A 13,359-nucleotide genomic window follows, 5' to 3' on the forward strand; every position below is an offset into this window, starting at 1 on the left:
TCGCCTCCTACCGCGTCAGCACGACGCCGGCGTCAGGCCGGAAGGAGACCCAGGCGCGGTCGTTCCAGGTGAGCGGGTCCTCGGTGACGCGCGAGGCGTTCAGCGCGCTTGCCCGCACGATCTGCCCGTCATCGAGCTTGATATGATAGACGGTCATGTCGCCGAGATAGGCGACGTCGTAGACCTCGCCTTCGAGCGCGTTGACGGCATCGGCGGGCTTCTTCGACGACACCTTGATCTTCTCCGGCCGGATGGCGAAGACGATGTCCGAGCCGGCAGCGGCGTTGCCGCCATTGTCGACGACGATCTGTGCGCCGGTGGCGCCGGTGATGCGCGTCGTTTCCGCACCTCGCTCGGCGACCTTGCCCTCGAACATGTTCACATTGCCGACGAAATGCGCGACGAAGCGCGAGGTCGGCGCCTCGTAGATCTCGGCGGGTGTGGCCACCTGCATGACCTCGCCTTTGTCCATGATGGCGATGCGGTCGGCCATGGTCATGGCCTCTTCCTGGTCGTGGGTGACGACAACGAAGGTGAGGCCAAGCTCCTGCTGCAGGTCCATCAGCTCGAACTGCGTCTCCTCGCGCAGCTTCTTGTCGAGCGCGCCGAGCGGCTCGTCGAGAAGGAGAACCTTCGGGCGCTTGGCGACCGAGCGGGCAAGCGCCACGCGCTGGCGCTGGCCGCCGGAAAGCTGATGCGGCTTGCGCTTGGCGAACTGCTCGAGCTTGACCAGCTTCAGCATCTCGGCGACGCGCTTTGCGATGTCGGGCGCCGGCATGCCCTCCTGCTTCAAGCCGAAGGCGATGTTCTTCTCCACCGTCATATGCGGGAACAGCGCATAGGACTGGAACATCATGTTGACCGGCCGCTTGTAGGGCGGAATGCCGCGCAGGTCCTGCCCGTCGAGCAGGATGCGGCCCGCCGTCGGCTCCTCGAAGCCGGCGAGCATCCTGAGCAGGGTCGACTTGCCGCAACCCGAGGCGCCAAGTAGGGCGAAGAACTCGCGCTCGAAGATGGTCAGCGACAGATTGTTGACCGCGGTGAACTCGCCGAACTTCTTGGTGACCTTGTCGAACTGGATGTATGGCTTGGCATTCGGGTCGTTCCATGGCGCGAAATCCCTGCGGATGCTGCCAAGCGATTTCATGATCCCCACTCCGTTCTTTTGGAAATTCCCCGGAAAAGAGAGCGACCCCGGCAGTTGGCTGCCGGGGTCGTCTCGCAATGCTTATTGGCCAGTGACGATCTTTGTCCAGGTGCGCGTGATGACGCGCTGGGTCTTCGGATCGTAGGGCGCGACGGTATAGAGCTTCTTGGTCGTCTCCTCGTCCGGATAGACCGAAGGATCGTTCAGGATCGCCTTATCGATGAATTGCTGCGAAGCCTTGTTGCCGTTGGCGTAGAGCACGTAGTTCGACGACTTGGCGATGACTTCGGGCGTCATCATGTAGTTGATGAATTCGAGCGCGTCGGCGACATGCGGCGCATCCGCCGGGATCGCCATCTGATCGAACCACATCTGGGCGCCTTCCTTCGGCACCGAATAGCCGATCTCGACGCCCTGCTTGGCTTCCTCGGCGCGGTTGCGCGCCTGGAAGACGTCACCCGACCAGCCGACCGCCAGGCAGATATCGCCATTGGCCAGAGCGTTGATGTATTCCGACGAATGGAACTTGCGGATATAGGGCCGGACCTTGAGCAAGGCGTCCTGGGCCTTGGCGATGTCGTCAGGCGAAGTGCTGTTCGGATCGAGGCCGAGATATTTGAGCGCCGCCGGAATGATGTCGGCGGGAGAATCCAGCACATAGACGCCGCAGTCCTTCAGCTTGGCCAGCTTGTCCGGATTGAAGAACGTGTCCCAGCTGTCGATCCTGTCGGTGCCAAGGGCAGCCTGGACTTTCTTGACGTTATAGCCGAGGCCGACGGTGCCCCACATATAGTTGACCGAATACTCGTTGCCCGGATCGTATTTGGCGGTGCGCTCGGAGATGACGTCCCACATGTTGGAGAGATTGGGCAGCTTCGACTTGTCGAGCTTCTGGAAGACGCCCGCCTGGATCTGGCGCGCCAGGAAATTGGCGCTCGGCACCACGACGTCGTAGCCGCTGCCGCCGGCAAGCAGCTTCGTCTCCAGGATCTCGTTGGAATCGAAGGTGTCGTAGACGACCTTGATGCCGGTCTTCTTGGTGAAGTCGTCGATGATCGAACTGTCGATATAGTCCGACCAGTTGTAGACGTTGACGACGCGATCCTCGGCATGGCCGCTTACAGTGAAAAGCGTCAGTAATACCGAAGTCGCCGAAAGCCAGAGCGCTTTGCGGATCATGCTGTTCTCCTTTGATGAGTGTTCCCTCGCCGGCTCGTCTCGGTATGGCGGCCCGGCGTTGGTTTCAGACTATTGAGCTTTCCGGAGAGCGACAAGCGCCAACTGTCGGCGCCGGGCTCGTTCGCAGTCCTGGAATGGGTAAACCGCCCGCCTTGCCGAAGAGGCATCCGGGCGGCGTCAGCGGCGTTCGCCGCGGCGTAGGTGGAGTTGTAGCGATGCTGTCCGGTCCCGATCGGGCCGGCGGAGACACTTGGCAAGATACGCCTGTCTTGTTGTTGCCGTGATCCCAGCCTGCCCGCCCGGCGACGGGGTTGTCAATGGGGAAGGCTGCCTAAAGCGCGTCGCGCTGAAAGGGATTCAGGCGACGCGCTTTAGGTCTTTGTTTTTATGCATGTCGTTCTCCCAAAACCGCTGCGCACTTTTGGGCGACATGCACTATCGTCACTTGGGAGACGGCAGGCCGGTGACGCCGGGCCGCGCCGGCCGCGCCTGGCGCCTGAACTCCAGGCCGATATGGACGAGCAGCGCCGTGACCACGACCGCGCCGCCTATGACGGTGCGCACCGACGGCACTTCGCCATGGACGAGCCAGACCCAGATGGGTCCCAGGATCGGCTCGAAGGTGCCGAGCAGCGCCGCTATGGCTGCCGGAACAAGGCGGACGCCCGTGGCGAAGAAGGCCAGACCGACGCCGAGATTGAACACGCCGAAGGCAAACAGGAAACCCATGTCGCGCGCCGATACAGCGAACTCCGAGGCCTGCGAGGCGGCGAAGGCCCCGGCAAGCATGGCAGCGAGGCAGTTGGCCGGCACCATGCGCACATGGGCGAAACGCCTGGTGATCACGGTGGCGATCGACAACACGCAGGCGATGAGCAGCGCCAAGCCGTCGCCGATGGGCGACACCGCGCCGTCGAGCGATTCGGAGACCATGATGGCAACGCCGGCGATGACGGCGGCGATCGCCACCCAGGTCGCAGCCGCCACCCGTTCGCGAAACAGCGCCCAGGCAAGCAGCGCAGCCAGCAGCGGCACGCCTGCCTGGATCAGGAGGATGTTGGCTACCGTGGTGTGAGCCAAGGCGACGATGAACGAGGTGGAGGCAATGGCGAAGCAGAAGGCGACGCCAAGACCGGGCAGGCCCATGTCGCGGAACAATTTCAACGTACCGCGCCAGCCGTCGCGCCAAGCCATGAAGCCAAGCAGGAAGGCCGCCGCCCAGAGCGAGCGCCAGAAGACGATCGTCCAGTTGTCGGTGATGTCGATGAAGCGGGCGATGGCGCCGCCGAAACTCCACATCAATGCCGACAGGAAGACCAGCAGCATGCCGATCCGCTCCTCGCGCGGCGAGACGGACGGCGAAGCGACACTGGGCGTGGCGGTATCGGTCATGGACATGATTGTCAGCGAGTTCCGCGCGCTACGATGCAACAGGGACGACAGCGACTCTGTGTCCTGGACGACAAGACTGTGTCTTATCCGCGTAGCGCAAAGCAGAAAGCCATGCGTGATCCAGCATGTGTTGAAATGTGGGACAACTATCCTTGAAAATCAAAGGCGCTTAAGCCCGTCACCATTTCGTCGAGGCCTAGCGGCCGCGTCACCGGCGGCTCGGCGCGCGCCAGGCAGCCGACGCGCTCGCAGAGCCGGCAGGCGGGGCCGACCGGCGTGGCGGAATTTTGCCCGGGCTTGCCGGTAGCTCCCGCCGGTAACGCGGCGCCGTAGACGATCTCGTCGCGAAAGCCGATGTCGCAGCCAAGCAGAAGCGCAGTGCGGCGCGGCCGCTCCGAGAAAGCGCCCTGCGGGCCTTCCAACGTGCGAGCGATGCAAAGAAACTCGGCGCCATCGGGCATTTCCACCGCCTCGACCAGGATCTGGCCAGGCAGAGCGAAGGCGGCATGGATGGAAAGCTTGGGACAGCCGCCGCCGAAGCGGCTTTGCGGAAAGCCCTGGCTGCCGGCCTTGCGGAAGCGGTTGCCGGCATTGTCGACCTCCAGCATGAAGAACGGCACGCCGGACGCGCCGGGACGCTGCAGCATGGTCAGGCGGTTTGCCGCCTGCTCGAAAGAGACGCCGAAGCGGGAACGCAGCACGTCGATATCGTAGCGGGCGCGAACGGCGGCGGCATGAAAGGCCTGATAGGGCATCATCAGCGCATGCGCCGCATAGCGGCCGAGCTCGAAGCGAGCAAGCCGGCGCGCCTCGTCGGTGGCAAGCTTCAGCGCCTGGATCTCGCCGGCGACCGCGACCGTCATGCGCATCAAGCTCGCCTCCATAGCGACCTCGCGCAACTGGTCGAATGGCGACAGCCGCTCGGACAGGAACAGGCGCTGCGAATGGCGGTCGTAGCGGCGGCGCCAGTTGGGCATGGTGGCGACCGGCAGAACTTTGACGACGATGCCGTGCTCGCGCCGCAGCCAGGCCTTCAGCGCCCCGAACAAATCGTCGCCCGGATCGAGCAAAGTGGTGAAGGCCTCGGCTTCCTCTTCCAGCGCGGCGAAATGGTTCGGGCGGCGCTCGAAGACCTCATGGACCTCGTCGGCGGGCAGGCGCGTGCCTGACAATGCGGTCGCCCTGCCCTCCTTCGCCAAGAGCTGGTTGAGGTCGGAGAGGCGCTCGGCCTGCTCGCGATAGGCGCGAAAGAGTTTTATCATCGCCGCCGAGGCGTTCGGCGCGGTCTCGGCAAGATCGATCAGCTCCTGGTCGCCCGGCAGTTCGCCGGCGAGCAGCGGATCGCCGAACACTTCCTTCAGTGCGGCGATCGATCCTTTGGCCTCGCCCTGCAATTCATGCGGATCGACCTTGTAGACGGAGGCCAGCTTGAGGATGAGCTGAACCGTCAGCGGCCGCTGGTTGCGCTCGATGAGGTTGAGGTAGGAGGGCGAGATGCCCAGCCCCTCGGCCATCGCCGTCTGGGTCAACCCCCTGGCGCTGCGCAGCCGGCGCAGCCGCGGCCCGGCGAAGATCTTCTGGTCAGCCACCCTTGCGTCCTTGACAAGATTTTACACGAAACGCCGCAACCGTCTCGACAACGTCTTTTACAATCGTGACAAATTTACAGCGCTGCCTTGTCAAAGGCAACACAGGTTTTCTCTTATTTTCCTCGAGAAATGCCGGTTTTTCTAGGAGATTTTGCGCCGCAATGTAAAAGATGTCACACGCGAATGGCCGCAGAGCGAATGTCTGCGGTCTGCCGCTCTAACCAGCAGCCAATCATCCGGAGTGCCCAATGACTGATTTTTACAACCTCGTCCCCTCCGCGCCCGAAGGCCGTTTCGACGGCATCGAGCGGCCCTATTCGCCAGAGGATGTGAAGCGGCTGCGCGGCTCGGTGCAAATTCGCCAGACATTGGCCGAAATGGGCGCCAACCGCCTATGGAAGCTCATCCACGAGGAGGATTTCGTCAACGCCCTCGGCGCCATGTCGGGCAATCAGGCCATGCAGCAGGTCCGCGCCGGACTGAAGGCGATCTACCTGTCGGGCTGGCAGGTGGCGGCCGACGCCAACACGGCTTCCGCCATGTATCCTGACCAGTCGCTTTATCCAGCCAACGCAGCACCGGAACTGGTCAAGCGCATCAACCGCACGCTGCAGCGCGCCGACCAGATCGAGACGTCGGAAGGCAAGGGCCTCTCGGTCGACACCTGGTTCGCGCCGATCGTCGCCGATGCCGAAGCCGGCTTCGGCGGTCCGCTGAATTCGTTCGAGATCATGAAGGCCTTCATCGAGGCGGGCGCCGCCGGCGTGCATTACGAAGACCAGCTGGCATCGGAAAAGAAGTGCGGCCATCTCGGCGGCAAGGTGCTGATCCCAACCGCGGCGCATATCCGCAACCTCAATGCGGCGCGGCTCGCAGCCGACGTTATGGGCACGCCGACGCTGGTGGTGGCGCGCACGGACGCGGAAGCGGCGAAGCTTTTGACCTCCGACATCGACGAGCGCGACCAGCCTTTCGTCGACTACGACGCCGGGCGCACGGTCGAGGGCTTCTACAACGTCAGGAACGGCATCGAGCCGTGCATCGCGCGCGCCGTGGCCTATGCGCCGCATGCCGACCTGATCTGGTGCGAGACGTCCAAGCCGGACCTCGAGCAGGCAAGGAAGTTCGCCGAGGGCGTGCACCGGCATCATCCGGGCAAGCTGCTCGCCTACAATTGCTCGCCGTCCTTCAACTGGAAGAAGAACCTCGACGACGCGACGATCGCCAAGTTCCAGAGGGAACTCGGCGCCATGGGCTACAAGTTCCAGTTCATTACGCTGGCCGGCTTCCACCAGCTCAATTTCGGCATGTTCGAACTGGCGCGCGGCTACAAGGACCGGCAGATGGCGGCCTATTCGGAGCTGCAGGAGGCCGAGTTCGCGGCGGAAGCCAATGGCTACACCGCGACCAAGCACCAGCGCGAGGTCGGCACCGGCTATTTCGACGCCGTGTCGATGGCGATCACCGGCGGCCAGTCTTCGACCACCGCCATGCATGAGTCGACCGAGCACGCCCAGTTCAGGCCGGCGGCCGAGTAAGGGATAACACCAGAGGAAACGCCCAAAGGGCACTGATACCGAGGAGAAAAGCAATGGCATCGATAAGCCGCGTCAAGGAGAGGGCTGAAGAACAATCAACCGCGATGAGCGTCGATCAGCAGGCGACGATCCGCATGCTTGCCAACGACCTACACAGGCTCAATCAATCGGTCATGAAGGCAGTCGAGGCAGGCGTCTCGGTGGAGCTGGTGCGTTCGGCCAGGCACCATGGCGGCGACGGCAACTGGGGCGATCTTCTGATTCCGGTGATCGTTACCCAGCAGAGGAATGGTTGACGCTACGTCAACAATCTCATCGGTAGTTTCCTGCGCGCTATACGTTCGGGAAACTATCGATTTTTTTCGATTTGCATTCTGCGCAAGGCACAGGACTTGTGCTGAATTTTAGGATTTCTTGTTATATTTTCGATCTTGGCCATTTCAGCTTGACACCGCCTTGATCTCACGCCAATTGTGCCTCAGGTTTCAACCCTGCATTGAACCAGAGTGCCCGCCCACCGATGTGTCCCGCCGACCCTGACGACGACTCCCAAAAACATGCGAAACCGGCGGCCCGCACAGGCGCAAGGCCAGCGGACTTCTCCAAGGTGCTCGTCGTCGGAAAGTCGTCGATCAACCGGGTCGTGGTGTCGAAGATCGTCGAGCAGTCGGGACTGCGGCCGATCTCGGAGTCGCCCGAGACCGCCGAGAAGGCTTTGGCAGGCATCGTGCCCGGCGCCATTGTTCTGGACGGTGGTCCCGACAACAAGGATTGCGACAGGCTGATGTCCGCCATCGACGCGCTGCGGCGCGCCTCGGCCAAGGCGCTGCCGGCGGTGATCCTGCTTTCAGCCAGGACAGGCACGCCCGATAGCCTCGGCCTGTCGAGCATCGTCGACGCCGTGGTTGCCAAGCCGATCACGCCGGAGCGGCTGCAACCGGTGATCGACCGGCTGGTCAACCTCGGACGCGGCTGAGTGCGCCCCTGGGGGTGGACAGATCGTCCTCAGCCCGCCCTGGCAATGCTCTCGACAAGCGCCGGCAGTTCGCTGAGGTCAGCGATCTGGCGAAAACGTGGCGCTGTCACCGGCGCCTCGGCATGCTCGACCGCCCAGGTCAATTCATGCGGTACATGGACGCCCCAGCTGCCCGCCTCGATGGCCGGGACCACGTCGGATTTGAGCGAGTTGCCCACCATCAGGCTCTGCCGAGGACCGTCGCCATGGCGGCTGAAGATGCGGGCATAGGTGGCGGTGCTCTTGTCGCTGACGATCTCGACGGCATCGAAGAGCTCGCCCATGCCCGACTGCGCCAGCTTGCGCTCCTGGTCGAAAAGGTCGCCCTTGGTGATCAGCACCAGGCGATAGGCGCCGGCCAGCGCCTCGACCGTTGCTCGCGCGTGCGGCAGCGGCTCGATCGGATGGCTAAGCATTTCGCGACCGAACGCCAGGATTTCGCCGATGACCGAAGCGGGCACCTCGCCCCCGGTGACCTCGATCGCCGTCTCGACCATGGACAGGGTGAAGCCTTTGATGCCGAAGCCGTAGACGGCAAGGTTGCGCCTTTCGGCAGCGAGCAGCACTGCCGCGATATGCGCGTGATCGCCATGGCCCGCCAGCAAGTCGGCGAAGCGCTTTTCGGTCATCCGGAAGAACTGCTCGTTCTGCCACAGCGTGTCGTCGGCGTCGAAGCCGATGGTGGTAAGAGCCGACATAGCCGCATCATCCTCCTCGGAAATTGGTGGTGTAGACGGGTTCGCGCGGCACTGCTAGCTAGAGATCGGCAAAGCGCGGGGGTGCATGCTGAATTCCTGGAAAGACACGCTGGAAGGCTTCGTGGCGAGCGCTCGCGAGCGCACGCCCACCGCGCTGATCAACGGCATTCGCGATATCGGCGTGGCCATGGGCCATGAGGCGGGCGAGGAACTGCTGCGCAACCATCCGGAGCTGTTTTCGTATCGGCCCATGCTCACGCAAGCCTTCATCGACATGGTCCATGCGCAGGACGTCGCCGAAATCAGTCAGATGCTGGGCCAAGACGTACGGGAACCGACCTCGTTCGGACAGATAGCGACGGAGAAAACGACCATCGGCGTTATGTCGTCGAAGGACGCCTATAAGCGCCTTGACGAGGTCTTCGAGCATGTCGATTTCAGCCGATGCAAGCGTGCCGTGATGGTCGGCTGCGGCGGTCGCCCCTTCACCATGTTCCGGATCCACGACCAGACCGAGGTTCCCGAAATAGTCGGCCTGGATGTCGTGCCGGATGCCGTCGAGACGGCGAATGTCCTGGCTGCCAAACTGGGCTATTCAAGGATGCATGCGGAACATTGCAACGGGCGCGATTACGACTATCGGGCCGCGCAGGTGGTCTACATCGCCAGTATGGTGTCGCCCAAGGCGAAGGTGGTATCGCGCATCGCAGACACCGCTCCGCCCGACCTGCAACTCGTTCTTTGGGAACCCTATTCGCTGGCCCGCCTGTGGTCGGAGCGGGCGGAGGACGCGCTCGACCCACGTCTGGAGGTGGTCGGACGCACACACGTATCGCGCAACATGACCCGTGACGTTTTCGTCCGTTTCCGGTCTGGCGCCGCCGGCCGCGGCGGCAAAAGCTGAGGCGTCGGCTGTGACTCTGGCAGACCGTGCGATTTTGATGGCAACGGCGGCGTGGTGCCTGCTTCGCCATCCGGTGATCTGGAAAAGAACTTACGATCACAGCGGCGTCTTTCCCGATCCCGCAAGGCCGGCCTCCTATGTCGACAAGTTCCTCTGGCGCAAGATCTTCGATCACAACCCCCTCTATGTCACTGCCTGCGACAAGCTGGCGTCCAAGGACTATGCGCTCGCCCTTTGCCCCGAACTGAAAACCGCGAAGGTGTTGTGGAGCGGTCATGACGCCAAACAGATCCCGCCAGCACTGCTGGCCGGGAATGTCATGGTGAAGGCCAACCACGGCTGCCGCTGGAACATGATGGTCCGCAACGGTGACGTCGATAGGGCGAAGCTTTTGAGACGAACCGCGCGGTGGATGCGCCATCGCTACGGCAGAAAATTCGGCGAATGGGCTTACAAGGACGCCAGAAGGCTCATCTTCGTCGAGGAGATGCTTATCCAGGATGGCGTCCCTGTTCCGCTGGAATACAAATTCCATGTCTCGAACGGGAAGACGGCCTACGTCTATGCCGCGAGACGCGATGGCCAAGGCAATGAGTTGAAGTGCCACTTCGATCGCGATGGCAATTATGCGCCGGTGCCACACGGCAGCGGCAGCCAATGGGTCAAGATCGATCTGCCGCCATCGTTTCTGCGTATGCGCGAGATCGCGGAGCGGCTCACGGCGCCGTTCGACCACATGCGCTGCGATTTCTACGAGATCGGCGGCGAGATCTATTTCTCCGAGTTCTCGGTCTATCCGCTGTCTGGAAAGGGCATCATCAATACCCGACTGCGGGATCTGGCGGGCGATAGCTGGGACATACGCCAGTCCTGGTTCCTGACGCAGCCGCAAAAGGGGTGGCGCAGGAATTACGCGGCGGCGCTGCTGCGCTGGCTTGATGCCGTCGGCCAGAAAGGCGCCAGCCAGGCAAAGCGGTGATCTGGCTGGCGAGAGCCGCCTCCCCTTCCCTTCCCCTGCGGGGCGCGGCTATACTTCGACATCCGAAACACAATCTGGTGATTGATGCCGCCTGAAAAAAAGGAAGTCCGTCCGTCAAGCCGGGGGGGACGCGCCCGCACGCCTGCGTTCCTGAAGAACGAACGCGGCGTGAGGAACTGGAAGGAAGCCAGCGAATGGCTGGAATGGCGCGGCATCGAGGACATAGAGTGCATCACGCCCGACCAGGCTGGCGTCGCCCGCGGCAAGATGATGCCGTCGAAGAAGTTCACTTCCAACACCTCGCTGGCGCTGCCCTCGGCGGTGTTCATGACGACGATCTCCGGCGGCTATCCCGAAGACGGCAACGGCTTCCACTACCCCGAGGATGACGGCGACCTGAAGCTGCTCCCCGATCTGTCGACGCTGACCGTCGTGCCGTGGGAGGAAGACCCGACTGCGGCTGTGATCTGCGACCTCGTCCACCAGGACGGACGCTCGGTCGAGTTCACGCCGCGCAACGTCCTGAAGCGCGTGCTGGCCGCCTATGACGAGCGTGGGCTCAAGCCGGTGGTGGCACCCGAAATAGAATTCTATCTGGTACGCAAGAACCCCGACCCGGATTATCCGCTGACGCCGCCCGTCGGGCGCTCGGGACGGCCGATCGGCGGCGGCGCCGGCTATTCTATCGCCGGCGTCAACGAGTTCGACGAACTGATCGACGACATCTACCATTTCTCCGAACGGCAGGGCCTGGAGATCGATACGCTGATCCACGAGGAGGGTGCGGGCCAACTCGAGATCAACCTGCGCCACGGCAATCCGATCGAGCTCGCCGACCAGGTGTTCATGTTCAAGCGCACCATCCGCGAGGCGGCGCTGAAGCACGAGATCTACGCCACCTTCATGGCCAAGCCGATCCAGGGCCAGCCGGGCTCGGCCATGCACATCCATCAGTCGGTGGTCGACAAGAAGACCGGCAAGAACATCTTCTCGGCCGAGGACGGCTCCGAAACCGATGCGTTCTTCCATTTCATCGGCGGCATGCAGAAACATGTGCCGAACGCACTGGTGATGTTTGCGCCCTACGTCAATTCCTACCGCCGGTTGACGCAGCAGGCCTCGGCGCCGGTCAACAACAAATGGGGCTACGACAATCGCACCACCGCCTTCCGCGTGCCGCGCTCCGATCCGGCGGCGCGGCGTGTCGAGAACCGCATCCCGTCTTCCGACGCCAATCCCTATCTGGCGTTGGCGGCCTCGCTCGCCTGCGGGCTGGTCGGCATGAACAACAAGATCAAGGCGGAGCCGCCAGTGCTGACGACGGCCAACGCGGATGAGATCGACCTGCCGCGCGGCCTGCTGGAGGCCGTCGGCCTGTTCGAGGACGACACGGAACTCGGCGCCATATTGGGCAAATCCTTCGCCGCCACCTACACCGCGATCAAGCGCGCCGAATTTGAGACCTTCATGGAAGTGATCAGCCCGTGGGAGCGGGAGTATCTGCTTCTCAACGTCTGATCCATTATGACCTATCAATCCCCGATTTCGCCTGGACGGTCCTGGTACGAGGATACGGCGGGCCCTCGGCCTGACTACCCGTCGCTTGATGGTGATCGCCAATGCGAGGTCGTCATCATCGGCGGCGGCTTCACGGGCCTTTCGGCTGCGGCGCATCTCGCAAAGGCCGGGAGCAATGTCGTCCTCATCGAAGCGCATCGCTTCGGTGACGGCGCCTCGGGGCGCAATGGCGGCCAGCTTGGCACCGGTCAACGCGCCTGGGCCGAGGAACTGGAGGCCGAGTACGGTCTGACGCGCGCCAAGGCGCTGTTCGACCTGGCGGAAGAGGCCAAGACGCATCTGCTCGACTTCGCCGCCGCCAACGATATCGAGATCGACTATATCCCTGGACAGCTGTCGGTGGCGCATAAGACGCGCTATGTCGACGACTACAAGCGCCATGCCGAGATCATGGCGAGCCGCTTCGGCTATCCGCATGTCAGCTTCATGGATGCGGCGGAAACGGCGGAGCGGCTTGGCTCGACGCGCTATTTCGGCGGCGCGCGCGATACCGGCACCGGGCACATCCATCCGCTGAAGCTGGTCATCGGCACTGCAAAGGTCGCCGCCGCGGCCGGCGCGCATCTGTTCGAGCAGACGCCGTCCACCGGCATCGTCTCCGGCGGAGGCAAGGTGAGGGTCACGACGCCGAAGGGCACGATTACCGCCGAGAAATGCCTGATCGCGGTCAACGCCTATGGCGGCAATCTGGAGCCGGTTAGCGCGGCGCATATCATGCCGATCGGCTCCTTCATCGGCGCGACGGTGCCGCTCGGCGCTGCCTCCACGGTGCTGCCGGGCGGCGAGTCCGTCGACGATTCCCGCTTCGTCGTGCGCTATTTCCGCAAGTCGAAGGACGGGCGGCTCTTGTTCGGCGGCCGTGAGGTCTATGCGGTCAACGACCCGAAGGACATCCATATCCACATCCGCCGGCAGATCGCCGAGCTCTATCCGGCATTGAAGGATGTCGAGATCACGCATGGCTGGGGCGGCTATGTTGGCATCACGGTGCCCAGAAAGCCGTTCGTGCGCGAGGTGATGCCGAGGGTAATCTCGATCGGCGGCTATTCCGGCCACGGCGTCATGCTGTCCAACTTCTTCGGCAAGCTCTACGCCGAAACGGTCGCCGGCAACCGCGACCGGCTGAAGCTGATCGAGGACCTGAAAATCCCGGCTTTCCCTGGCGGCCGCCGTTTTCGCACGCCGCTGCTGTTTCTCGCGCTCAACTGGTTCGCACTGCGCGACCGGATTTAGAACATGATCCCGAAGCGGATATCGGGGGCCGCAAAAAGCGACGCGTTCTTCCGAAAAAACCTCTTCTTGCCAAATACTTAGATCTTATGTCGACTCGGCAGAAAGTC

At 62.9% G+C, this 13,359-nt stretch carries 12 protein-coding genes; 7 read left to right on the plus strand and 5 right to left on the minus strand.

The window, feature by feature from the left end; all coding sequences use genetic code 11:
- Nucleotides 1-7: 7 nt before the first annotated feature.
- The 4 genes from FJ988_RS22270 to FJ988_RS22285 form a co-directional block, all read right to left on the minus strand.
- Nucleotides 8-1,147, minus strand: a complete 1,140-nt coding sequence (locus FJ988_RS22270) for an ABC transporter ATP-binding protein (RefSeq protein WP_140820501.1) — start codon at nt 1,145-1,147, stop codon at nt 8-10.
- An 81-nt stretch (nt 1,148-1,228) separates the two neighbouring features.
- Entirely contained in the window at nt 1,229-2,326 is a 1,098-nt protein-coding gene (locus FJ988_RS22275) for a polyamine ABC transporter substrate-binding protein (protein ID WP_140820502.1), read from the minus strand.
- Between the two features lie 441 nt (nt 2,327-2,767).
- Complete coding sequence (locus FJ988_RS22280) at nt 2,768-3,718, minus strand: DMT family transporter (RefSeq protein ID WP_140820535.1); 951 nt, start codon at nt 3,716-3,718, stop codon at nt 2,768-2,770.
- 146 nt (nt 3,719-3,864) lie between these two features.
- Nucleotides 3,865-5,307 carry a short-chain fatty acyl-CoA regulator family protein gene (locus FJ988_RS22285; protein WP_140820503.1) on the minus strand — a complete coding sequence of 481 codons (1,443 nt, stop codon included), beginning with the start codon at nt 5,305-5,307 and terminating at the stop codon, nt 3,865-3,867.
- A 248-nt stretch (nt 5,308-5,555) separates the two neighbouring features.
- Between FJ988_RS22285 and aceA the strand changes: the two genes are divergently transcribed.
- The 3 genes from aceA (at nt 5,556) to FJ988_RS22300 (ending at nt 7,821) form a co-directional block, all read left to right on the plus strand.
- The gene (gene aceA / locus FJ988_RS22290) at nt 5,556-6,845 is read left to right on the plus strand and encodes an isocitrate lyase (RefSeq protein WP_140820504.1); all 1,290 of its coding nucleotides are present in this window, start codon (nt 5,556-5,558) and stop codon (nt 6,843-6,845) included.
- A gap of 53 nt (nt 6,846-6,898) precedes the next feature.
- Nucleotides 6,899-7,141 (plus strand): hypothetical protein, encoded by a 243-nt coding sequence (locus tag FJ988_RS22295; protein ID WP_140820505.1) that lies wholly within the window; start codon nt 6,899-6,901, stop codon nt 7,139-7,141.
- A 224-nt stretch (nt 7,142-7,365) separates the two neighbouring features.
- Complete coding sequence (locus FJ988_RS22300) at nt 7,366-7,821, plus strand: response regulator (RefSeq protein WP_246688637.1); 456 nt, start codon at nt 7,366-7,368, stop codon at nt 7,819-7,821.
- A gap of 29 nt (nt 7,822-7,850) precedes the next feature.
- On the opposite strand, the gene FJ988_RS22305 is transcribed toward FJ988_RS22300, so the two are convergent.
- A complete protein-coding gene (locus FJ988_RS22305) occupies nt 7,851-8,558 on the minus strand; it encodes an HAD family hydrolase (protein WP_140820507.1) in 708 nt (235 codons plus the stop codon).
- 85 nt (nt 8,559-8,643) lie between these two features.
- Here FJ988_RS22305 and FJ988_RS22310 point away from each other — a divergent pair, with 85 nt between their 5' ends.
- The 4 genes from FJ988_RS22310 to FJ988_RS22325 all read left to right on the plus strand — a co-directional run bounded on the left by FJ988_RS22310 (nt 8,644) and on the right by FJ988_RS22325 (nt 13,252).
- Nucleotides 8,644-9,462: a hypothetical protein gene (locus FJ988_RS22310; RefSeq protein WP_140820508.1), complete on the plus strand. Its 819-nt coding sequence runs from the start codon at nt 8,644-8,646 to the stop codon at nt 9,460-9,462.
- Between the two features lie 37 nt (nt 9,463-9,499).
- Nucleotides 9,500-10,441, plus strand: coding sequence for an ATP-grasp fold amidoligase family protein (locus tag FJ988_RS22315; RefSeq protein ID WP_140820509.1), 942 nt, complete (start codon nt 9,500-9,502; stop codon nt 10,439-10,441).
- Nucleotides 10,442-10,525: 84 nt separating this feature from the next.
- On the plus strand, nt 10,526-11,959 hold the full coding sequence (locus FJ988_RS22320) for a glutamine synthetase family protein (protein ID WP_140820510.1): 1,434 nt from the start codon (nt 10,526-10,528) through the stop codon (nt 11,957-11,959).
- 6 nt (nt 11,960-11,965) lie between these two features.
- Nucleotides 11,966-13,252, plus strand: a complete 1,287-nt coding sequence (locus FJ988_RS22325) for an FAD-binding oxidoreductase (RefSeq protein ID WP_140820511.1) — start codon at nt 11,966-11,968, stop codon at nt 13,250-13,252.
- Nucleotides 13,253-13,359 lie beyond the last annotated feature (107 nt).

It is taken from the genome of Mesorhizobium sp. CU3 (assembly GCF_006442965.1).
Taxonomy (GTDB): Bacteria; Pseudomonadota; Alphaproteobacteria; order Rhizobiales; family Rhizobiaceae; genus Mesorhizobium.